Genomic DNA, 21,228 nt, shown 5'->3' with positions numbered 1-21,228 from the left:
GTCTATTCTCCTGCGGCGACGCGCACTGCGTCGCAGATCATGTCAACGACCCGCTCGACCTCGCCGGCGTCGTCGCCCTCGGCCATCACGCGGATCACGGGTTCGGTGCCCGAGGCGCGGATGACGAGGCGGCCGCGGCCGTCGAGCGCGCCCTCCCCGTCGGCGATCGCCGCCTGGACCTGCGCGTCGTCGAGCGGCTTGCCGCCCTTGAAGCGCACATTTTTCAAAAGCTGCGGCACCGGGTCGAACTGGTGGAGCAGCTCGCTCGCGGGCTTGCCCGACGTCACCAGCTCGGCGAGCACCTGGAGCCCGGCGAGGGTTCCGTCGCCGGTCGTCGCATGGTCGGACAGGATCATGTGCCCCGACTGTTCGCCGCCGACGTTGAAGCCGCCGCTCTTCATCCGTTCGAGCACATAGCGGTCGCCGACCTTGGTGCGCTCGAGCCGCAGCCCCTCGCCCTCCAGAAAGCGTTCGAGGCCAAGGTTCGACATCACCGTCGCAACGACGCCGCCCCCTTTCAGCCGCCCCTGCCGCGCCCAGCTCGCGCCGATCAATCCCATGATCTGGTCGCCGTCGACGATCGCGCCTTTTTCATCGACCACGATCAGCCGGTCGGCGTCGCCGTCGAGCGCGATGCCGATGTCGGCGCCGCTCGCGACGACGGTTTCCTGCAAAAGCCCCGGCGCGGTCGAGCCGCAGCGGTCGTTGATGTTCACCCCGTTGGGCTCGACCCCGACCGCGACCACATCGGCGCCCAGTTCCCAGAACACCGTCGGCGCGCTGTTGTAGGCGGCGCCATTGGCGCAATCGACGACGATCTTCAGCCCGTCGAGCCGCGCCGATTCGGGCAGGCTCTGCTTGACCGCGTGGATATAGCGGCCGCGCGCGTCCTCGATCCGCTTGGCGCGCCCGATCTGCGCCGGCGCCGCAAGCCTGGGCTGCTGCGCGAGCAGCAATTCGATCTGCGCCTCGTCCTCGTCGGACAGCTTGTAGCCGTCGGGACCGAACAGCTTGATCCCATTGTCGTGAAAGGGGTTGTGGCTCGCCGATATCATCACCCCCAGGTCGGCGCGCATCGAATGCGTCAGCATCGCCACGGCCGGCGTCGGCATCGGGCCGACCTGGACCACGTCCATGCCGACGCTGGTGAAGCCCGCGACGAGCGCGTTCTCGAGCATATAGCCCGAAAGGCGCGTGTCCTTGCCGATCACGACGCGGTGCTTGTGCGTGCCGCGCAGGAAATGGGCGCCGGCCGCCATCCCGACGCGCATCGCCACCTCGGCTGTCATCGGAATCTCGTTCGTCATCCCGCGGATACCGTCGGTTCCGAAAAACTTGCGCATGGCACCTCTGCTACTTAAGCCGAACATCAGGACAAGAGCTTGCCCCGGCACCCCCGGGATGGCCCTAGGTCACCCATTTTTGCTTGGCAAGCAGGCCAGCGACTGCCCGGGGAATTTGAACGTGAAATCCGCATGGATCATCCTCTCGGCGCTGGTCGTCGGAATGCTGCTGGGAGTGGGCGTGGAAACGCTTGCGCCCCGCTTCGCCGGCGCGTCGCTGCCCTTCGTCGAGACCATCGGCCTGCTCTGGCTGAAGGCGCTGACGATGACGATCATCCCGCTGATCGTCGCGCTGCTCGTCACCGGTATCACCGCGACCGCCGACGCAGCGCGCGCGGGCACGCTCGCCGCGCGCGCGGTCGCCATCTTCCTCGGCGCGATCTTCCTCACCGGGCTGATGTCGCTGCTGACGACGCCGCTGCTGCTGCGGCTGTTTCCGCTGTCGGACGCGGCGGCGGCGGCCTTGCGCAGCGGGCTCGGCGGCACCACCGAGGCGCCGCCCTCGCCGACCTTCGCCGACTTCGTGCTCGGGTTGATCCCCGCCAACCCGATCGCGGCGGCGGCCGAGACCACCGTGCTGCCGCTGATCATCTTCACCACCATCTTCGCCTTCGCGATGACGCGCATCGCGCCCGAGCAGCGCGCCAGCCTGTCGGGCCTGTTCAGGGCGCTGGGCGACACGATGCTGGTCGTGATCGGCTGGGTACTCGCGCTCGCGCCCATCGGCGTCTTCGCGCTCGGCTATGCGCTCGCGATCAAGGCGGGTGTGGCGGCCTTTGGCGGCCTGCTTCACTATGTGCTGATCGTGTCGGGCATCGGCGTGTGCTGCGTCCTCCTCGGGCTGCTGCTCGCCTGGATCGTCGTCGGGGTCGCGCCGCCGCGCTTCGTGCGCGCGATGGTGCCGACGCTCGCGGTCGCGCTCTCCACCCAGAGCTCGCTCGCCTGCCTTCCCGCGATGCTCCGCGCGACCGAGGAACTGGGGGTCGACCCCAAGAAGGCCGACATCGTCCTGCCGCTGGCGGTCGCTCTGTTCCGCTTCACCAGCCCCGCGATGAACCTTGCGGTCGTCGTCTATATCGCCTGGCTGTTCGGCATCGAGCTGACCCCATGGGAGATGGCGGTAGGCCTCGGCGTCGCCATCGCCGCGGCGCTGAGCTCGGTCAGCCTGCCCGGATCGATCAGCTTCGTCACCTCGATCGCGCCGATCGCGGTGTCGATGGGTGTCCCCGTCGCGCCGCTCGGCCTGCTGGTCGCGGTCGAGACTTTTCCCGATATCTGGCGTACGCTGGGCAATGTCGTCGCCGACGTCGCCGCCACCAAATATGCCGCCGACGGGATCGCGGACGAACAGGCAGGAGAAACGCCATGAAATATCGCACGCTCGGCCACGGCCTTCAGGTATCGGCGATCGGCATCGGCTGCATGCCGATGATCAAGGGGGGCAATATCCTTTATGGCGAAGCCGCCGACATGGACGAGGCGACGCGCACCATCCACCGCGCGATCGACCTCGGCGTCACCTTCTTCGACACCGCCGAAATCTATGGCCCCTTCGCCAACGAGGAACTGCTCGGGCAGGCGATCCGCGGCAAGCGCGATGGCCTCGTCATCGCGACCAAGTTCGGTTTCAAATTCGACGGCAAGCAGATCATCGGCGTCGACGGATCGCCCGCCAACGCACGCCGCGCGTGCGAAGGCTCGCTCCAGCGGCTCGGCATCGACACGATCGACCTCTTCTATCAGCACCGCGTCGACCCGTCGGTGCCGATCGAGGAGACGGTCGGCGGCATGATGGAGCTGGTCAGGGAAGGCAAGGTCCGCCACATCGCGCTGTCCGAAGCCGGCCCCGACACGCTGCGCCGCGCCGCCAGGGCGGCGCCGATCACCGCGCTGCAGAGCGAATATTCGATCTGGGAGCGCGACGTCGAAGAGGAAATCCTGGGCGTCTGCCGCGAGAACGGCATCGGCTTCGTCCCCTATTCGCCGCTCGGCCGCGGTTTCCTCGCCGGCACGATCCGCAGCCGCGACGAGCTTCCCGAGCATGACTGGCGGCGGAACGACCCGCGCTATTCGGAGGAGAATCTGCCCGCCAACCTCGCGATCGTCGATGCGATCGCCGGCGTCGCGGCGAAGCACGGCGTTTCGAACGCGCAGGTCGCGCTCGCCTGGCTGCTGGCGCAGGGCGACGACATCGCCCCCATCCCCGGCACCAAGCGCCGCGCGACGATGGAGGACAGCGTCGCCGCCGCCGACGTCACCCTGACCGCCGACGATCTCGCCGCGATCGAAGCGGCTGCCCCGCGCGGCGGGACGAGCGGCCCGCGCTATGGCGAGCAGGGCATGCGGATGGTGCGGATTTAGGGGAGTTCGCGGGGTTTTGGGGAGGGACGGCGGTTTTCGACCGGTTGCTGCCATATCCGACGTGTACCCCGGCGAAAGCCGGGGCCCAGGGCTTCGTCGCGCATCCCTAGCTTTTTATCGCCCTGGACCCCGGCTTTCGCCGGGGCACACAATGGAATGGAAACGTCCGCTTCCCACCCCAATTCGGACATTCGCGATCGATCCGGCCTCTATGGCAGCTAACGGCCGGAAGCAGACTTATCCTACATCGTCATCCCGGACTTGATCCGGGATCCATTAGCTCGAGCGCTGCGTGAATGGATCCCGGATCAAGTCCGGGATGACGAAGACCCAAAACGACCGGTTGCAGCCATTTCACCATCGTCACCCTGAACTTGTTTCAGGGTCCATGGCCTGCCGTTTACTTCGACGCGGCATCGAACGAGAGGTCTGGCCATGGAGGCTGAAACAAGTTCAGCATGACGTGATTTTGAACGGCAGCTTTCCAAAAACCCGACATCCCCTCCAAAACCCTACTCCCCTGAATCCCCCCTCTCCATCCGCGCGCACAGCGCGTCGACCTTATCCGCCAGTTCGCTGATCCGCATCTGGTCGATTTTCTCGTGCAGCCGCATGATCTCCAGCTCGGCGCGCAGGTTGATCTCGTAATCGAGTTTCTCGGTCAGCCGGTCCTTCGCCGCCTGCCGGTTCTGGCTCATCATGATCACCGGCGCCTGGATGGCCGCGAGCATCGACAGCATCAGGTTGAGGAAGATGAAGGGATAGGGATCGAAGGTCAGCCCCAGATGCTCGAGCGCCTTCGAATTGATCAGCATCCACGCGAAGAGCACCAGCGAAAAGCCGATGATGAAGCCCCACGACCCGCCGACCGCGGCGACCTTGTCGGCGAGCCGGGCGCCGAGGCTGGGGCGCGTCGTCGGGTCCTCGGCGTCGGCCCCGACGTCGCGGCTCGTCGGCGCGCGTTCGGCGATGGCGCGGATGACGCGCTGTTCGCCCGCGTCGAGATCGTCGTAGGGGCAGCCGAGCAGCCGCAGCGACAGGTCCGAAATCTGCTCGTCGCGGTTCATCGGCCTAGCCGATCCAGCGCCAGACGCCCGCCGCCATATAGCCCAGCGCGCCATGCGCCCAGGTCGCGGCGAGCCAGACCGCGGTGCCGCCGAACAGGGCATGCAGCCGCGGGATGGTATCGCCCCACGGCGTCATGCCGCTGAGCTGGCGCGCGAAGGGCACGAAGCTCGTCCGCGCCGCCCAGTGGCGCCACGCGTCGCCCATCAGCCGCGCTTTCTTCCCATCCTGCCCCGCCGCCCCGACGAGCGCGAGGAAGGCGATGGTCGCCGACAGCACCATCTGGGCGCCGGTCGGCATGACGAGCGCGTGCGCGAGCGCCCACAGCGCGAAGCCCCACATCATCGGATGGCGCGTGATCGCATAGACACCCCGCGGCGCGCCCTGCGCGGCGAAGGCGGCGCCGGGCGCGGGGAGCGCGGGGTTGCCGATCAGCGAACCCATGAAGAGGATGCTCGCCAGCAGCACGATCAGCGAGGCGAGCGCCCACAGGGCATCGCCAGCGGCCCATAGCGGCGGTTCGGGCGGCATCCCGCGCCACGCCTGGACGACCAGCACCAGCGTCGCGATCGCGACCACCGAATAGACGATCTGGAACGGCCGCTCGCCCATCCGCCCCGCGAGCGGCGCGCGCAGCGGGTGCGACAGCAACAGGTGCGACCCCACGAACAGGATGCAGGTCACGATCAAAAGCGACATGGGTTGCACGATGCTCTCCTGCCATCAATCTCCGCTCATCCCGAGCAGCAACCGCTCATTCTCCAGCAACGTCCATTCGCCTAACCCTCGTCACCCTGAACTTGTTTCAGGGTCCATGGCCTGCCCTCGAATATCACGCGGCGCGGATGGAGAACTCCGGCCATGGATGCTGAAACGAGTTCAGCATGACGAAGCCGGGAATGGCAAGGGTTCGTCCGGAATCGGCGGCGGGTCCGCCCATCACGTCTTCGCCCGGCATTGCCCTCCCTTCACCAGTCATAGGCGTTCGGCAGCGCGCCTTCCACCGGATCGGCGTAGCGGTCGCGCAGCCGGTCCTGCCGCGTCGTCAGCGACTGGCGCTTGCCGTCGATCCAGATCGCGGTCGGGCGGCTGCCGAGCTCGAGCGGATCCTTGTCCCAGATCACCACGTCGCCGGCGCGGCCGGGCCGCAACGACCCGATCTGGCCGTCCATGCCCACCGCGCGCGCCGGGGCGCTGCTGATCGAGGCGAAGGCCTGATCCCAGCTCAGCCCGCTCGCGCCCGGCATTTTGGTCAGCCCGACCAGATTGCCTGCATATTGCGTCGCATAGCCCATTTTATGCGCGTCGTCGTCGTCGAACACGCCGACCGCGACGTCGATCCCCGCCGCCTTCATCCGCCCGGCGTTCGACTGGGTCGCCCCGAGCCGCTCGAAGCTCCCCGGCAGATCGGTCAGCGGCGACACCAGCACCGGCACCTTGGCCGCGGCGATCTCGCGCGCCACCATCCAGCCCTCGGTCGCGCCGACGAGCACGAGCTTCAGCGCGGGAAAATCCTGCTTCAGCTTCAGCACGTTGACGATGTCGGCGGCGCGGTCGACGCGGACGAAGAGCGGCGTCGCGCCGTCGATCACCCGCACCAGCGCATCGGCGTCGGCGCGCTGGATCATCGCGTCATTGCCCCATTCGGCGAGCACGGCGGGATTACGCGCATAGCTGCGCGCCGCGAGCAATTGCTCGCGGAACAGAAGGAAGGTCGCGGCACGGCTGCCGCCCGCCTTCGCCGACCCCGCCTCGCCGAACGCGACGAACTGCAGCGCGCGCGCGCGCGTCACCATGTCCATGTCGTCGGCGAGGTCGACGACCGCGCCCTGGCCCGCGAACAGATTGCTGCTGCCGCCCGGCGCGACGATCGCGCGGGTGACGCCCGCGGCGCGGTTCACCGCGATCGGCGATCCCATCGGATTGAGCGCCGGGGCGATGTCGAGCCCCGCCGAAAAGCGCGTGCGCGGCGCCGAGCGGTCGTTGGTGCCGCCGACCGCGTCGACCTCGGTCAGCCCGACGCGGCTGAACGCGGCGACGAGGCCCGGGGTGACATAATGGCCCCCGGCGTCGACGCGCTCCACCCCCGCGGGAACGACCACCCCGTCGCCCGCCGCGACGACCTTGCCGCCGCGAACGATCACCGAGCCGCCCTCGATCGGCGCGCTGCCGTCGCCGATGACGAGCGTCGCGTTGACGATCGCGACATCCTGCGCGGAGGCGGGCAACGCGAGCAGCGCGGCGGCAGAAAGCATCAGCGCGCGGATCATTTCACGTCCCCCTCGCCCGGCTGGCCCAGCTCGAAATCGCTCACCGGGCGCCGCTTCGGGTCCATCGCGTCGAACAGCAGCGCGCCGTCGATCCACACCTTTTCGGGGCGCGTATAGGCGCTGAAGGGATTGCCGTTCCACAGCACCGCGTCGGCCATCTTGCCCGGCTTCAGGCTGCCGGTCCTGTCGGCGATGCCCAGCGCCTTCGCGGGATTGTAGGACAGCCAGGTCCACGCCTGCTCGTCGCTGATCTGCATTCCCATCCGGCGCCCGGCGGCGAGCGCTTTCGCCGCTTCCTGATTGAGCCGCTGGATCTGGTTCTCGTCATCCGAATGGACGATGGTGCAGGCGCCCGCGCGGTTCACCAGCGCGATATTCTCGGGCACCGAATCATAGGCCTCCATCTTGAAGCCCCACCAGTCGGCCCACATCGCGGCGCAAATGCCTTCCTTCTCCAGAAGGTCGGCGATCTTGTAGGCTTCGACCGCGTGGTGGAACGCCGTCACCTTGTATCCGAACTCGCGGGCCATATCGATGACGAGCGCCATTTCGTCGGCGCGGTAGCAATGATTGTGGACGAGAATCTCGCCCGACAACACCCCGGCGAGCGTTTCCATGGCGAGGTCGCGGTCGACCGCCTTCCCCTCGTCGAGCTTCTTCTTGTACGCCGCCGCCTTCGCCCAGGTCGCGCGATCGACCGCGAAATTGCCCATGCGGGTCGAGGGCATCCGCCCCTTGCCGCCATAGACGCGCTTGGGATTCTCGCCGCACGCCATCTTCAGCCCATAGGGGGCGCCGGGGAATTTCATTCCCTGAACCGTGCGCGCCGGCACATTCTTCAGCACCACCGAGCGGCCGCCGATCAGGTTCGCGCTGCCCGGAAGGATCTGCAGCGTCGTGATCCCGCCATTGGCGAGCGCGCGGGTGAAGCCGGGGTCCTGCGGCCAGACGCTGTGCTCGACCCACACCTCGGGCGTCGTCGGGCTCGTCGCCTCGTTGCCGTCGTCGTGCGCGTCGACGCTGGGGGTCGGATAGTCGCCAAGGTGGCTGTGGACGTCGATCACGCCGGGGGTCAGATATTTGCCCGTCCCGTCGACGACCGCCGCGTCGGCGGGGATCGGCAGGTCGGCGCCGCCGACGCTCGCGACCTTGCCCTCGGCGAGCACCACCGTGCCATTGTCGATCCGCCCGCCCTCGCCGTCAAAGACCGTCACGCCGCGCACCGCGGTGACGCGGCCGGGGTAGGCGTGATAGGTCGACGGATAGGGATCCTTGCTGAACCGCTCGGCCTTCTTCTCGGCCGGCGGCGGCGCATCGCTCGCCGGCTTCGCGTCCTGCCCGGCCGCGGCGCAGCCCGCGAACGCCAGCGATACGGCGGCGAGCAGGCCGCCTTTCATCCCCCGCCGCACGATCAGGTCGCGGGCTTGGGTTCGGGGTGGACGCCCGCGGCCTGCGCCTCGCCGAGCTCGCTCGATCCGGCGATATCGTCCTCGCGGTCGCGCAGCGTGTCGAGGTGCATCCACTTCTTCACGATCGGCGACAGCGCCAGCACGACGACGCTGACCCCCAGCGTGATCCAGCCGATCTCGTTATAGATGGCGAGCGTCGCCTCCTTGGTCATCTCGCCGCTCTCGCCGCCGGTCGCCTCGCCGATCTTGCCGGCGACGAAATTGCCGACCGCGGTCATGTAGAACCAGGCGCCCATGATCAGCGACGCCATGAACGACGGCGCGAGCCGGTTCATCGCGCTGAGCCCCACGGGCGACAGGCAGAGCTCGCCCGTGGTGTGGAGCAGATAGAGCAGGAAGACGAAGATCACCGGCGTCAGCGCCTCGGGTCCGACGCTGCGCGCGCCCCAGACGAAGACGAGGAAGCCGAGCCCGACCTGCGCGAGCGCCAGCGCGAACTTGGCAGGCGCCGACGGCTCGAGCCCGCGCTTGCCGAGAAGCTGCCACAGCGCCGCGAAGAACGGGGCGAAGATGATGATGTAGATCGGGTTGATCGACTGGAACAGCGACGCCGGCACCGAACCGATATCGACATAGCGGTCGGTGTAGAGGTTGAAGCTGCCGCCCGCCTGTTCGAACAGACCCCAGAACAGCGGGTTGAGCCCGATCAGGAACAGGATCGCATAGATGCGGTCGCGCGCATGATGCTCGATGCGGAACTTCTCGATCGCTAGCCCCGCCAGCACCACGAGCATGCCGACGACATAGATAAGTTGCGCGACGGTCAGGCCCATGATCCTGGCGCCATCGTCCGACAGCGGCAGGCCGAGCGCGTTCGACAGCGGCAGGAACAGCATCGCGGCCATGCCCGCGATAAGGATGGCGCGGCTGTCGCCGGGCGCGCTGGCCATCTTGCCGTAAGGGAGCTGCAGCGCCGCGACTGCGGCGACATAGACGAGAAGCAATGTCCCTGACACGAGCAGCAGGTTCTCGATGACGTCCTGATACTGGATGAGGCCCCACATCACGAGCACGGCGGCAAGGCCGGTGCCATAGAGCGTCCATTCCTTTTGCCGGCTCAGCGGCGCCGGCGCCTCGCCCGCGCCGAGCAGCACCTTCTTGCCCAGCACGAAGACGATCAGGCCGGCGATCATGCCGATGCCGGCCAGCCCGAAGCCATAGGCCCAGCCGATCTTCTGCCCCAGATAGCCGACGAGGATCGTGCCGATCGCGGCGCCCGAATTAATCCCCATATAGAAGATGGTGTAGGCGGCATCGCGGCGCATGTCGGTCAGGCGATAGAGTTGCCCGACCATCACCGAGATATTCGCCTTCAGGAAGCCCGATCCGACGATGATCAGCGCGAGCGCCAGCCAGAAGATGTTGATCGTCGGGTCGTCCTGACCGCCGACTCCCTCGAAAGCCATGAACAGATGGCCGAAGGCGAGCAGGACGCCGCCGAACAGCACCGCCTTGCGCTGCCCCAGATAGCGGTCGGCGAGATAGCCGCCGAGCACCGGGGTGATGTAGACGAGGCTGGTGTAGGCCCCATAGATCAGGTTCGACTTGCCGTCGGAAAACAGCCAGTGCTGCGTCAGGTAGAGGATCAGCAGCGCGCGCATGCCATAGTAGGAGAAACGCTCCCACATCTCGGCGAAGAAGAGCATGTAGAGGCCCTTGGGGTGGCCGGCGAACTCGGGCTTCCGGCCCCCGGCGATCAGCGCGCCGATGGTCAGGAACGCGCCCAATACCACCAAGGCGATGACGAAGGTCCAGTCGCCCCCGTCCCAAAGGCTCATGTCTTTCATGCGAATGCGTCCCCTTGTCGCGTCATGTCGTTTGCAGCCGTGCGCCGCATATATCCGGCCAACCTAGCGCGAAAATTGCGCAATGGAAGAATCTAATTGCGCATGAAACCGGTTGGCGGGCGTAACGCACTCTTGCGAAGGCTTCGCAAAAGAGCCACATGCGCCGCATGTTCAACGACACCTCCTCGCTCCGCTCGCACCTCGCCACCCGTCGCTCGGGCAAGGCGCGCGACATGGTCGCGCCCGGTCCCGACGCTGCGCAATTGCGCGACATCATCGGCCTCGCGCTGCGCACCCCCGACCATGGCAAGCTCGCGCCGTGGCGCATCATAACCGTCGCCGACGAGCAACGCGAAGCCTTTTCGAGCCTGCTCAAACGCGCCTGGGTCGCCGAGAATCCCGGCGCAGCGGGGATGGACCTGTCGGCGCTCGACCAGTTCGCACATCAGGCGCCGACGCTACTCGTGCTGATCTCGACGCCGGTGCCGGGCGCGAAGATCCCGGTCTGGGAACAGCAGATGTCGGCGGGCGCGGTCGGCATGAACCTGCTTCACGCCGCGCACGCGCATGGTTTCGTGGGTAGCTGGCTCACCGGCTGGGCCGCCTACAGCCCCGAGGTCGCGGCCGCCTTCGGCGTCGGCGAGGGCGACCGGATCACCGGCTATTTCTTCTTCGGCACGCCAGGCGAACCGCTCAAGGAACGGCCGCGGCCAGAATATGACGATGTGGTGAGGGCTTGGGACATATAATTTCGCCAGATTGCCTCACGGAGCAATGATCGCGATTTGACTGTGCTGCTGTCTTATGGCATTAAGGCGGCATGCTCGATCAGACCAAACCCGTGTACCAGCGCCTGCGCGACGTGATCGCCAACGCCATTCTCGACGGCACCTATCGCGACGGCGACATGCTGCCCTCGGTACGCTCGCTCGCCGCCGAAGAAGGCGCGAACCCGCTCACCGTCGCCAAGGCCTATCAGACCTTCCAGGACGAAGGGCTGGTCACGGTCAAGCGCGGGGTCGGCATGTTCGTCGCGGCGGGCGCGACCGACCGGCTGCGCGACCTGATGCGCGAGGATTTCCTGACCAACATCTGGCCCCCCGTCGCCCAGCAGATACGCCGCATCGGGCTCGACGCGCGGACCCTGCTCGACCTGACCGAGGCCTGAAGCGGGTTCCGCTTCGACGCCGGCCGTTCCGGTCATCGTAACGCGCGCGCAATCAACGCTCCTTCCTCGTCCCGACATCTCCCCCAGTCGCAGCCCCACAGACGCGGCGCGCGACGAGGAACCTTTCCGTGCACCCGCGCGTATTTCAGCGCGATGCGTGTCCGGGAGAATTTCATGCGATTGAAAATGCTTACACTGGCCTGCGCCGCGACGCTGGCGCTGGCGCTGGCGCTGGGGGCCTGCACGGTGAAGGAAGACAAGAGCAAGGCGGACGGCACGGCCACCGCCGAAACGGGCGGGGTCACGCGCGAGGACGCCGGAGCGGAGCTGCCGCAGGGCCCGCCGGTCGTCCCGATGCCCGCCGCGACCGTCATCCAGTCGCAGCCGGGGCCGGACGGGTCGCAAGTCGATCTGCTCTCCGCCAAGGTGACGGGCGATATATTGACCGTCACGCTGCGCTGTTCGAGCGCGGAGAAATATCAGACGGAATCGCTTCGCGTCAGCCAGATCAGCGTGATCGACGACGCCACGTCGCAGCGCATCGGCGTGCTCAAGGACGCTGAGGGCAATGCGATGGTGTCGAACCTGAGCACCATCGGCAATGCTGAAAACCACAGCATGTCGGTCGATTGCACCAAGAACCCCGGCGTCATATGGGCAAAATTTCCGGCGCCACCGGCGACCAGCAAGACCATCTCGCTCACCTTGCCCAGTATCGCGCCCTTTGACGGGGTGCCCATCCAGCGATGAGGCGCGCGCTCCTGTTGTCGACGGGCCTGGCGGTGTCGATCGCCGCCTGCTCCGCCGGCGTACCGGAAGATGCCACCGGGGAGCAGCCGCAATCGGTGCCGTCGGGCGCATCCGCTGCCGGATCGACGCCGGCTGCCAAGCCCGGACTTTCCGCAAAGGTCAGCCCGCTCTCCGGCACGGTCAGCGGGCTCGACACCCGCATCACCGACATGGGTACGGTCATCGATCTGCCGTCCGACGCGCTGTTCGAATATGACAAGTCGGCGCTGACGCAGGCGGCCGAAACCGAACTGCGCAAGGCGGCGAAGCTGATCGCCCAGAGCCCTCCCGGCGCAATTCACGTCATCGGCCATACCGACAGCAAGGGCGACGACGCCTATAACCAGACGCTCTCCGAAGCGCGGGCGAAGACGGTCGCGGACTGGTTTCGTCAGCAAGTCGGGGTTCGGCAGCGCGAATTCCGGGTATCGGGTCAGGGCGAAACCGCGCCGATCGCACCCAACGAGACCGCCGATGGCACCGACGACCCGGCCGGGCGCGCCCGGAACCGCCGGGTCGAGGTGATCGTGCCGACACAGGGGCCATGATGTCCGGCGCCGCGCCGCGCTGGTGAACGGCGGATCGGATCTGCCGCCCTACCGCCCGATCTGCGCCGCCTTGTCGCGCAAATCCGCTGCCGCCTGGCCGTCGCCCTGCCCGTCGAGCAGGTCGGCATAAATCCCCATGATCTCGGCGTTCAGCGGCTGCAGCCGATAGGCGAGCGCGATCAGCGGCAGCGCGCGCTTCGGCTGCCCCTTCGCCGCCCAGGCGCGCGCGAGTTCGCGCAGCACCACGACGTCGCGGTTGCCGATCCGCCGGCGCACCCGCTCGAAATGCCGGATCGCCTGGTCCCAATGCTTGAGGTCCATCGCGAGGTGCCCGGCGAGCCGGTCGGCGGCGACGCTCGACGGCTGGCTGTCGCGCAGCGCCAGAATCGCCGCGCCCGACCCCGCGGGGTCGCCGGCGCGATAGAGCGCGTTGGCGAGCCGCAGCGTCGTGCGCTCGCCGGCGTCGAGGTCGCGCGCCTTGCGATAGGCGCCGACCGCCATGTCGAAGCGGCCGTCGGCCAGCGCCGCATCGCCGAGCAGGATATGCGCGTCGGCGACCCCCGGATTGGCGTCGCGCAATGCCAGGGCGCGCGCGATCGCGCTTTGCATGCGGCCGCTCGCGATGTCGGCCGAGATGGCAGGGATCGCCTTCGCCGGATCGAGCGGCGCCGCGTCGGCGGCCATCGTCACCAGCCCATAACGGTCGTCGACCGCGAAAGGCGCCGCGTCGCCGCGCGTCAGCGCCGCCGCGCGCGCCTGATAGGCGGCCGAAGCGCGGCGATCGCCCTGCTCGGCGGCGACACGCGCCGCGAGCAGCAGCGACCAGCTGTCGGCATCGCTCCGGGCGACGATCGGCGCCAGCGCCTCCGCCGCACCCTCGGCGTCGCCGTCGGCCCAGTTCGCCGCGGCGAGGATGCGCCGCGCGGCCCCGTTGTGCGGTTGTTCGGTCAGCAGCCGCTCGGCCCAGGTCGCCGAGACCGCCTCGCCGCCGAGTTCGAGCTCGACCACCGCGCTCAGCAGCATGAAGCCCGGCTCCTCGTCCATCTGCCCGCGCGAGCGCTGGAGCAAGCTGCGCGCGAGCTGATAATCGTCGGCGCGCGCCGCGAGCACCGCCTGCAGATAATAGAGGCGCGGATCGCCCGGAACGATCGTCGCGGCGTGGCGCAGCGCCGTCAGCATATCGCGATAGCGGCCGAGGTCGCCGAAGGTCGCGGCCTGGTCGATCAGCGCCCCGGCATTGTCGGGGTCGGCGGCGAGTGCTTTCTCGTACCAGGGCAGCGAGGCGGTCATCCCCTCGCGCGCGCGCACCAGATTGGCCTTGAGCGCGAGCGCATCCCCGTTCGCGGGATCGAGTTCGATCGCATAATCGACCGCATCGCGCGCGCCCGTCGCATCGGCATTGGCGTCGCGGAAGCGCGCGACGTCGACCCACAGCGCCGCGTCGCGCGGCAGTTCGCGCACCGCGCGGTCGAACGCCTCGCGCGCCGCGCCGAGATCGCCGTCCGCCAGATGAACCTCACCTGCGACCCATGCCGCCTCGCCCGCGACCTCGGGCGCGACCGGCGCCGCACCGAGCGTCTGCAGGGCCCGCTCGCCGTCTCCCTGCAACGCATAGGCGCGCGCGAGCAGCGGACGGAGCACCTCCGCGCGCCCGCCCGCCGCGAGCGCCGCCTTCACCACGGCTTCGGCCGCCACCCCGTCGCGGAGGCGAAGGGCTATGCGCGCGAGTTCGACCCGCGCCTCGACTGCCTGGGGGTCGCCGGCAACCATGTCCTGCAATTCGGCACGCCGCTGTTCGAGCGCCTCGCGCCCGCCCATCGGCCGCGGCCCGTCGCATCCGGCCAGCACCGCCGCGATCAGCAGCGTGCCCATCCAGACGCGTCCCAGGGTCATTCAGGCCTGCATCCGATATTGCTTGAGCAGGTCGTAGAGCGTCGGGCGGCTGATCCCGAGCAGCTTGGCGGCGGCCGAGATATTGCCCTCGCTCTGCGTCATCGCGCGGCGGATCGCGACGCGGTCGGCCGCCTCGCGCGCACTGCGCAGGTTGAGCCAGTCGGCCTCTTCGCCCGCTTCCGCCGCCGACAGGTCGAGGTCGTCCTTGGTGACCAGCTTGCCGTCGGCCATGATCACCGCGCGCTTGATGCGGTTTTCCAGTTCGCGAACATTGCCCGGCCAGCGTCCCGCGTCGATCGCCTGCAGCGCGTCGGGCGCGAAGCCGCGCACGCCGGGGTTCATCTGGGGCGCATAATGGTGGAGGAAGTGCCGCGCGAGCAGCACCGCGTCGCCCGGCCGCTCGGCAAGCGACGGAATCTTCACCACCATCTCGGCGAGCCGGTAGTAAAGATCGTCGCGAAAGCTCCCGCCCGCGATCATCGCATCGAGGTCGCGGTGCGTCGCGCAGACAATCCGCGTGTCGACCGCGATCGGCTTGCGCCCCCCGATCCGCTCGATCGTCCGCTCCTGCAAAAAGCGCAGCAGCTTGACCTGCAAGGGCAGCGGGATATCGCCGACCTCGTCGAGGAACAGGGTGCCGCCGTGCGCCAGCTCGATCTTGCCCTCGGTCGTCTTGACCGCGCCGGTGAACGCCCCCTTCTCGTGCCCGAACAATTCGCTTTCGAGCAGGGTTTCGGGAATCGCGGCGCAATTGATCGCGACAAACGCCCCGTCGCGCCGCGCGCTCGCCTCGTGCAGTCCGCGCGCGAGCAGTTCCTTGCCGGTGCCGCTCGCGCCGAGCAGCATCACACTGACGTCGAGATCGGCGACGCGTTCGATCGTGCGTGCGACCTTCAGCATCTCGGGCGCGCCGGTGATCATCCCGCCGAGCACGCGGTTGTCGCTCGCGCCCGCTTCGGCGAGCCGCGCATTTTCGACCTCCAGCGCGCGCACGTGGAAGGCGCGCCGGACGATCAGCCCCAACTCGTCGATGTCGATCGGCTTCTGGTAGAAATCCCAGGCGCCGTTCGCGATCGCGGTCAGCGCGCTCGCGCGCTCGCCGTGCCCCGACACGACGATGACCTTGGTATCGGGCTTGGCCTCGAGGATCGCGCCCAGCACGCGAAAACCCTCGCGGGTGCCGTCGGGGTCGGGCGGCAGGCCGAGGTCGAGCGTCACCACCGCCGGTTCCTCGGCGCGCAGCAGCTCGATCGCGCGGTCATGGTCGCCCGCGATCAGCACCTCATAATCCTCATACGCCCATTTGAGCTGCGTCTGCAGCCCCGGATCGTCCTCGACCACCAGCAGCTTGCGCGGCGCGTCGGTCCCGTCGCTCGTCATCATCCCACCCTCATCCATTGGTCCCCGGCGCCGCTTGCGCCGTCCTCACCCGCGACCGGCAGCCACACCGTGAAGCGGCTCCCCTTCCCCGGCTCGCTCGCCACGTCGATCGTCCCGCCCATCGCCTGCGCGAGTTGCAGCGCCTCGAAGGCGCCGAGCCCGAAGCCCGCCTCCTTGGTCGACACAAAGGGCTTGAACAGCTCGCCCTGAATGAACGCGCGGCTCATCCCTGCGCCCTGGTCGAGGATGTCGATCCGCACCCGCCCCGCCTCGCGCGCCGCGATCAGCTGCACCGGCGCGCCCTCGGGCGACGCGTCGATCGCATTGGCCGCGAGCTGCTCGACGATCTGGCGCAGCGCCGCCGCGTCGGCCCAGGCGGCAAGCCCGGTCGCGCAGCCGACGACGAGCGGCGCGCGCGGCCGCATCTGGGCCGCGACATCGTTGAGCACGGGTTCGACGAAGGTTCGCGCCGCCTCCGCCGCGCGGCCGCGCTCGCGCGGCGAGAGGCGGGCGAGCAGCCCCGTCAGCCGCCCCGCCGACAGCTTCAGCGTCTCGACCATGTCGGCGCGGAATTCGGGCTTGTCGGCGTGCCGTTCGGCATTGCGCGCGAGCAGCGACAACTGGCTCGCGAGATTCTTGATGTCGTGCATGATGAAGGCGAAGCGGCGGTTGAACTCATCGAAGCGTTTCGCCTCCGACAGCGCAGCCTGGCTCTGCGATTCGGCTAGGTAGCTCGCCGCCTGGCGCCCCGCGATGCGCAGCACGTCGAGGTCTTCCCAGTCGAGCGCGCGCGAAACCGGTGGCCGGTGCAGCACCGCGAGCGCGAGCATTCGCCCGAAGTGCAGCACCGGCACCACGACCCAGGCGCGCGCATCGGCGACGAGCCAGCCGGGAATCGCCATGTCGTCGCCCGCCTCCGCGCCGCCGCGGCGCACCGCGTCGAGATCGACGATATGCTGCGTCTCCTGCAGCACGAAGGCGCAGCGCAACGGCAGCTCTGCCATCTCCTCGACCCCGCCCGGCCAATGCCACTGGTCCGCGACGCGGAAAGTCCCCTGCGCGTCGGGCAGCATCAGCAGCGCGCCCGGGCTGCCGGTCAGTTCGGCGAGCGCCTTGGCGACGCGGTGGTGGAGGTTCGTCCCGCCCTCGCCGTCCTCCGCCTGCCCGAGCGTCGCGGTGAAGCGCATCCATTCGGCGCGATAATCGTAGCGATGCTCGAAGAAATGCTTCGAGATCATCACCGCCAGCCACGCGCGCGCGCGCCTCGACAGGAACAGCAGCCCCCCCGCGCCGAGCGCGAAGAGCAGGAATATCCCCTGCGCCAGCTCGCCATAATCGCCGCCGACCAGCCGCGCGACCGCGCCGGTCAGCCCGATCAGCACCAGATAGGCGGCGGCGCCGAGCAGCAGGATCGTCCGCGTCGCCGCGGTGCGCGACAGCCGCATCCGCTCGCGCCCCACGTCCATCGCCGCGACGACGAAGGTCGGCAGGATCAACAGCGCCACGGCGGGCAGCAGCAGGATCAGCGTCGTCGCGGGCGCACCGGTCAGCGCGCCGATGAGCTGAACGTTGAGCTCATAGGCCCACAGCATCGCAAAGCCGCCCGCGACCGCGAGCACCGGCATCCGGAGGCCCGCGCTGCCGTGACGCACCCCGCTGTCGACGAGCAGCAGCCCGCCCGACGCGGCGATCATCGCGACGATCGCCAGGCCGGGGCCCATCCATTCGGCCGACACCAGCCCAGCGCGCAGGAAGCTCGCGCCGCCGCCGACCGCCGCGACGACGCAGAATGTGACGAGCAGGCGCAGGATCAGCCGCAGCGGCCGCGACATCGGCGCGCGCGCGCTCCAGAAGGTCGCGCCGAGCCAGCCGAGCCAGCCGATATTGCGCAGCGCCCGCCCCGCGAGCGCCTGCGCCGACCCCGGCCCGAACGCATGGACGAGCAGGCACCAGATCGCCGTCGCCCCTGCCGCGGCAACCAGCCACGCGGGCGCGGGCATCAGGGCCCGCATCCGCGCGCGCGGCCGGCTGAGCAGCCACAGCGTCACGCCGGCGAACCCCGTCAGCGCGAGCGTCGCGAGCAGCTCCGACAGGGCGGCGAGCGCAGGCACGCTCAGCGCGCTCCCTCCGGCCACAGCACGACGCGCACCGTCTGGAGCAGGATCAACAGGTCGAGAAAGGGCGAATAATTCTTGGCATAGTAAAGATCATATTCGAGCTTGACGCGCGCATCCTCGACCGACGCGCCATAGGGATAGTTGATCTGCGCCCAGCCGGTCAGCCCCGGCTTCACCATGTGCCGCTCGGCATAATAGGGTAGCTCGCGCGTCAGTTCCTCGACGAAGCTCGGTCGCTCGGGACGCGGCCCGACAAAGCTCATCTCGCCCTTCAGCACGCACCAGGTCTGCGGCAGTTCGTCGATGCGCAGCTTGCGGATGATATGGCCGACGCGGGTGATCCGCGGGTCGTTCGCGCTCGCCCACACCGCTTTCCCCGCGGCCTCGGCATCGGTGCGCATCGAGCGGATCTTGACGATATTATAGGGCTCGCCGAACAGTCCGACGCGCGGCTGGCGATAGAAAATGGGACCCTTGCTGTCGAGCTTGACCGCGATCCCCGCGATCAGGATCAGCGGCAGCCCGATCACCAGCACCGCCAGGCTCGCGGCGATGTCGAACAGGCGCTTGCTGACCTTGGCGATCCGCTGCCCGGCCGAAAAGCCGTCCGAAAAGATCAGGAAACTGGGGTTGGTGGTCGCAAGGTCGACGCGCCCCGTCTCGCGCTCGAGGAAGCTCGCCATCTCGTTGACATGGACCCCGGTGGTCTTGACGCGGAGCAGGTCGGCGAGCGGCAGCGCGCCGCGTCGCTCCTCCATCGCCAGCACGACCTCGCCCGCGCCCAGCGCGACGGCATGATCGGCGAGGTTCGGCACCGCCGCGCGCGGAACCGCGCCCGGCACCGCCGTCTCGTTCGCCCGCATCGCGACGAAACCGGTGATGGCGAGCCCGCTCCCCGGCGCGTCGGCGAGCGCGGCGAGCCGCGCCGCGCGCGGTCCGGCGCCGAGCACGAGGATGCGGCGACGAAAGGCGTCGGCCCCCGCGCTCTGCGTCAGCGCGAGCCGGATCAGCAGCAGCGCCGCGATCGCGAGCGCCATCGCGTAAAGGCTGTTCGCGCGCCACAGCGTCGCGGCGGGCAGCAGAAAGCCGACGACCGACAGAAAGATCACTCCGAGCGAGATCGCCGCGAGCAGCCGCGCGGTCGCGAACCCCATCGCGCGCAACGCCTTGGTCCCGTACATGCCGACCGCCATCATCGCGAGCGAATTGGCGAGCGCGAAAGTGACGACCGGCGCCCAGCGCCCCGCGAGCGGCCCGGCATCGAACCCCGCCTGATGCGCATAGAGATGCCATGCCGCCTCGGCGGACACGAGCAACGCCGCGAACTCGAACAGCGCGAGCCAGACGACCGCGTGCGGCACATAATGTTTGAACAACCTGAACATGAAGACCGGCGCGCCCTTTCCGGCGCCCGATCCTAATCGCGAGGCGTGAAGTGTCGGTTAATTTTACACCTGGATGGCGGGTTGCGGCTGAGCGACGGAAATGGCCGCTTTCGACCGATTGCGGACATTGCGAGCATCGCTTAGCGTGATCCAAATCTGTTATGGGGCTCGCGCATGAACTGGATCTCTGGACTGTTTGGTAACGCCGAAGCCGCGGGGGACGATCCGATCATACCGGTTCCTTTCCCGCCCCTTATTACGTTACTTCAGCAGCACGAGACTGCGAAGGGATCTGCGCTCACCGAGGCCGAAGTGCTGGATATACGCGATGGGGCTGTCTGCATGACGATGAAACGGTCTCGCGCTGAACAGCTTGCCGCAAGCAGAGGTTTTCCTGACATCGATCCCGCAAATGCTTGGGAAGAGTGGCTCCACGCCCGACACCAAAATTCTGATTAGTCTGCCGTCCGCTTCCCACCCCAATTCGGACATTCCCTCTCTCGCCCACCGATAGCGCGTGACCGCCGCCCCGCAACCCGATAGAGCCGCCCCATGACGCTGATGATCCAACCCGTCATCCTCTGCGGCGGCGCCGGGACGCGGCTCTGGCCCGAATCGCGCGGCGACCATGCCAAGCAGTTCCTGACCCTCGCTGGCCCCGACAGCCTGTTCCGCCAGACCGTCCGCCGCACCCCCGCGGGCGCCGACTTCCTGCCGCCGCTCGTCCTCTGCGGTGACGCGCATGTCGCCGCGATCCGTGAGCAGATGGACGCGCGCGAGGCGGCGCTGCTCGTCGAGCCGATGCCGCGCGGCACCGCCGCCGCGATCGCGCTCGCCGTCGCTCAGGCCGACGCCGACACGCTGCTGCTGGTGATGCCGAGCGACCATGTCATCGCCGACATCCCCGCCTTTCACGCCGCGATCGCGAAGGGCGCGCGCCTCGCGCAGCAGGACTGGCTCGTCACCTTCGGCATCGCGCCCGACCGCCCCGAAACCGGCTTCGGCTATATCGCGAGCGGCGAACCGCTGGGCAACGACGGTTTCGCCGTCGCGCGCTTCGTCGAAAAGCCACCGCTGGCCGAGGCCGAGGCGATGCTCGCGGCGGGCGGCTACAGCTGGAACGCAGGCATTTTCCTCTTTCGCGCCGGGCGGATGCGCGATGCGATGCTCACCCATTGCCGCGCGATCTTCGAGGCCGCCGACCGGGCGATCGCCGCCGGCCAGCGCGATGGCGACGCGCTCCACGCCGACGCGATCCCGTTCGAACGGGCACCCACCGATTCGATCGATTATGCGGTGATGGAAAAGGACGACCGCGTCGCCGTCGTCCCCGTCGCGATGGGCTGGTCCGACCTCGGCAGCTGGCACGCGGTCCACGCGCTCGCCGACAAGGACGCCGACGGCAACGCGCTGGGCGGCGACGTCTTCGTCCACGACAGCCGCGGCAACCTCGTCCGCGCCGGCGGCAAGCGCGTGTCGCTCGTCGGGATGGACGATGTCGCGGTGATCGTCGACGGCGACGACATCCTCGTCATTCCCCTCGCCCGAGCCCAGGACGTCCGCGCCGCCGCCAGGGCGCGCGAATAGGGTCCATATCCGAGCCGCCCTCATTCTTTCCCGCGCTACCCCCGCGGGGCGACGCCTCGCGCCCTG

At 68.6% G+C, this 21,228-nt stretch carries 19 protein-coding genes; 8 read left to right on the top strand and 11 right to left on the bottom strand.

The annotated features are described in order from the left end of the window. Nucleotides 1-2: 2 nt before the first annotated feature. Complete coding sequence (gene glmM / locus ACOTSS_RS06465; RefSeq protein ID WP_448690686.1) at nt 3-1,343, bottom strand: phosphoglucosamine mutase; 1,341 nt, start codon at nt 1,341-1,343, stop codon at nt 3-5. Nucleotides 1,344-1,464: 121 nt separating this feature from the next. On the opposite strand from glmM, the gene ACOTSS_RS06460 reads away from it, so the two are divergent. Together ACOTSS_RS06460 and ACOTSS_RS06455 are read left to right on the top strand one after the other, a co-directional pair. Next, on the top strand, nt 1,465-2,712 hold the full coding sequence (locus ACOTSS_RS06460; RefSeq protein WP_448690685.1) for a dicarboxylate/amino acid:cation symporter: 1,248 nt from the start codon (nt 1,465-1,467) through the stop codon (nt 2,710-2,712). Continuing rightward, the gene (locus ACOTSS_RS06455) at nt 2,709-3,704 is read left to right on the top strand and encodes an aldo/keto reductase (RefSeq protein WP_448690684.1); all 996 of its coding nucleotides are present in this window, start codon (nt 2,709-2,711) and stop codon (nt 3,702-3,704) included. Before ACOTSS_RS06460 ends, ACOTSS_RS06455 begins: the two co-directional genes overlap by 4 nt. A gap of 512 nt (nt 3,705-4,216) precedes the next feature. Here the strand turns inward: ACOTSS_RS06455 and ACOTSS_RS06450 are convergent. The 6 genes from ACOTSS_RS06450 to ACOTSS_RS06425 form a co-directional block, all read right to left on the bottom strand. After that, the gene (locus ACOTSS_RS06450) at nt 4,217-4,771 is read right to left on the bottom strand and encodes a DUF1003 domain-containing protein (protein ID WP_448690683.1); all 555 of its coding nucleotides are present in this window, start codon (nt 4,769-4,771) and stop codon (nt 4,217-4,219) included. A 4-nt stretch (nt 4,772-4,775) separates the two neighbouring features. Further along, the gene (locus ACOTSS_RS06445; RefSeq protein ID WP_448690682.1) at nt 4,776-5,477 is read right to left on the bottom strand and encodes an NnrU family protein; all 702 of its coding nucleotides are present in this window, start codon (nt 5,475-5,477) and stop codon (nt 4,776-4,778) included. Nucleotides 5,478-5,601: 124 nt separating this feature from the next. Beyond that, complete coding sequence (locus tag ACOTSS_RS06440) at nt 5,602-5,727, bottom strand: hypothetical protein (protein WP_448690681.1); 126 nt, start codon at nt 5,725-5,727, stop codon at nt 5,602-5,604. 10 nt (nt 5,728-5,737) lie between these two features. Beyond that, nucleotides 5,738-7,039 carry an amidohydrolase family protein gene (locus ACOTSS_RS06435; protein WP_448690680.1) on the bottom strand — a complete coding sequence of 434 codons (1,302 nt, stop codon included), beginning with the start codon at nt 7,037-7,039 and terminating at the stop codon, nt 5,738-5,740. After that, nucleotides 7,036-8,436, bottom strand: coding sequence for an amidohydrolase (locus ACOTSS_RS06430; RefSeq protein WP_448690679.1), 1,401 nt, complete (start codon nt 8,434-8,436; stop codon nt 7,036-7,038). The genes ACOTSS_RS06435 and ACOTSS_RS06430 overlap by 4 nt, the downstream gene beginning before the upstream one ends. A 14-nt stretch (nt 8,437-8,450) precedes the next feature. Continuing rightward, nucleotides 8,451-10,295, bottom strand: coding sequence for a peptide MFS transporter (locus tag ACOTSS_RS06425; protein ID WP_448690678.1), 1,845 nt, complete (start codon nt 10,293-10,295; stop codon nt 8,451-8,453). A 167-nt stretch (nt 10,296-10,462) separates the two neighbouring features. Here ACOTSS_RS06425 and ACOTSS_RS06420 point away from each other — a divergent pair, with 167 nt between their 5' ends. The 4 genes from ACOTSS_RS06420 (at nt 10,463) to ACOTSS_RS06405 (ending at nt 12,800) form a co-directional block, all read left to right on the top strand. After that, entirely contained in the window at nt 10,463-11,044 is a 582-nt protein-coding gene (locus ACOTSS_RS06420; protein ID WP_448691300.1) for a nitroreductase family protein, read from the top strand. A gap of 71 nt (nt 11,045-11,115) precedes the next feature. Then, entirely contained in the window at nt 11,116-11,463 is a 348-nt protein-coding gene (locus ACOTSS_RS06415; protein WP_448690677.1) for a GntR family transcriptional regulator, read from the top strand. A gap of 174 nt (nt 11,464-11,637) precedes the next feature. Then, entirely contained in the window at nt 11,638-12,213 is a 576-nt protein-coding gene (locus tag ACOTSS_RS06410) for a hypothetical protein (RefSeq protein ID WP_448690676.1), read from the top strand. Then, nucleotides 12,210-12,800 (top strand): OmpA family protein, encoded by a 591-nt coding sequence (locus tag ACOTSS_RS06405; protein ID WP_448690675.1) that lies wholly within the window; start codon nt 12,210-12,212, stop codon nt 12,798-12,800. Before ACOTSS_RS06410 ends, ACOTSS_RS06405 begins: the two co-directional genes overlap by 4 nt. A gap of 48 nt (nt 12,801-12,848) precedes the next feature. Here the strand turns inward: ACOTSS_RS06405 and ACOTSS_RS06400 are convergent, their stop codons facing one another. From ACOTSS_RS06400 to ACOTSS_RS06385, 4 genes are read right to left on the bottom strand one after another with little or no spacing between them, the layout of a single operon-like run. Next, on the bottom strand, nt 12,849-14,693 hold the full coding sequence (locus tag ACOTSS_RS06400) for a tetratricopeptide repeat protein (RefSeq protein ID WP_448690674.1): 1,845 nt from the start codon (nt 14,691-14,693) through the stop codon (nt 12,849-12,851). Further along, a complete protein-coding gene (gene prsR / locus ACOTSS_RS06395; RefSeq protein WP_448690673.1) occupies nt 14,694-16,073 on the bottom strand; it encodes a PEP-CTERM-box response regulator transcription factor in 1,380 nt (459 codons plus the stop codon). Further along, a complete protein-coding gene (prsK, locus tag ACOTSS_RS06390) occupies nt 16,073-18,184 on the bottom strand; it encodes an XrtA/PEP-CTERM system histidine kinase PrsK (RefSeq protein WP_448690672.1) in 2,112 nt (703 codons plus the stop codon). Before prsK ends, prsR begins: the two co-directional genes overlap by 1 nt. Nucleotides 18,185-18,186: 2 nt before the next feature. After that, entirely contained in the window at nt 18,187-19,575 is a 1,389-nt protein-coding gene (locus ACOTSS_RS06385; RefSeq protein ID WP_448690671.1) for a TIGR03013 family XrtA/PEP-CTERM system glycosyltransferase, read from the bottom strand. 174 nt (nt 19,576-19,749) lie between these two features. On the opposite strand from ACOTSS_RS06385, the gene ACOTSS_RS06380 reads away from it, so the two are divergent. Next, nucleotides 19,750-20,034, top strand: coding sequence for a hypothetical protein (locus tag ACOTSS_RS06380; protein ID WP_448688155.1), 285 nt, complete (start codon nt 19,750-19,752; stop codon nt 20,032-20,034). A 93-nt stretch (nt 20,035-20,127) separates the two neighbouring features. Continuing rightward, complete coding sequence (locus tag ACOTSS_RS06375) at nt 20,128-21,162, top strand: mannose-1-phosphate guanylyltransferase (protein ID WP_448690670.1); 1,035 nt, start codon at nt 20,128-20,130, stop codon at nt 21,160-21,162. Nucleotides 21,163-21,228 lie beyond the last annotated feature (66 nt).

The organism is Sphingopyxis sp. NJF-3 (assembly GCF_053514865.1).
Note: the sequence above shows the minus strand (reverse complement) of the source record. Positions and strands in the feature narration are given on the sequence as shown.

Excerpts from the sequence above, each read along its gene's own strand:
- glmM (WP_448690686.1), bottom strand. The coding sequence starts at position 1,343 with ATGCGCAAGTTTTTCGGAACCGACGGTATCCGCGGGATGACGAACGAG.
- ACOTSS_RS06455 (WP_448690684.1), top strand. The coding sequence starts at position 2,709 with ATGAAATATCGCACGCTCGGCCACGGCCTTCAGGTATCGGCGATCGGC.
- ACOTSS_RS06450 (WP_448690683.1), bottom strand. The coding sequence starts at position 4,771 with ATGAACCGCGACGAGCAGATTTCGGACCTGTCGCTGCGGCTGCTCGGC.
- ACOTSS_RS06440 (WP_448690681.1), bottom strand. The coding sequence starts at position 5,727 with ATGCCGGGCGAAGACGTGATGGGCGGACCCGCCGCCGATTCCGGACGA.
- ACOTSS_RS06435 (WP_448690680.1), bottom strand. The coding sequence starts at position 7,039 with ATGATCCGCGCGCTGATGCTTTCTGCCGCCGCGCTGCTCGCGTTGCCC.
- ACOTSS_RS06430 (WP_448690679.1), bottom strand. The coding sequence starts at position 8,436 with ATGAAAGGCGGCCTGCTCGCCGCCGTATCGCTGGCGTTCGCGGGCTGC.
- ACOTSS_RS06425 (WP_448690678.1), bottom strand. The coding sequence starts at position 10,295 with ATGAAAGACATGAGCCTTTGGGACGGGGGCGACTGGACCTTCGTCATC.
- ACOTSS_RS06420 (WP_448691300.1), top strand. The coding sequence starts at position 10,463 with ATGTTCAACGACACCTCCTCGCTCCGCTCGCACCTCGCCACCCGTCGC.
- ACOTSS_RS06415 (WP_448690677.1), top strand. The coding sequence starts at position 11,116 with ATGCTCGATCAGACCAAACCCGTGTACCAGCGCCTGCGCGACGTGATC.
- ACOTSS_RS06410 (WP_448690676.1), top strand. The coding sequence starts at position 11,638 with ATGCGATTGAAAATGCTTACACTGGCCTGCGCCGCGACGCTGGCGCTG.
- ACOTSS_RS06405 (WP_448690675.1), top strand. The coding sequence starts at position 12,210 with ATGAGGCGCGCGCTCCTGTTGTCGACGGGCCTGGCGGTGTCGATCGCC.
- ACOTSS_RS06400 (WP_448690674.1), bottom strand. The coding sequence starts at position 14,693 with ATGACCCTGGGACGCGTCTGGATGGGCACGCTGCTGATCGCGGCGGTG.
- prsR (WP_448690673.1), bottom strand. The coding sequence starts at position 16,073 with ATGACGAGCGACGGGACCGACGCGCCGCGCAAGCTGCTGGTGGTCGAG.
- ACOTSS_RS06385 (WP_448690671.1), bottom strand. The coding sequence starts at position 19,575 with ATGTTCAGGTTGTTCAAACATTATGTGCCGCACGCGGTCGTCTGGCTC.
- ACOTSS_RS06380 (WP_448688155.1), top strand. The coding sequence starts at position 19,750 with ATGAACTGGATCTCTGGACTGTTTGGTAACGCCGAAGCCGCGGGGGAC.
- ACOTSS_RS06375 (WP_448690670.1), top strand. The coding sequence starts at position 20,128 with ATGACGCTGATGATCCAACCCGTCATCCTCTGCGGCGGCGCCGGGACG.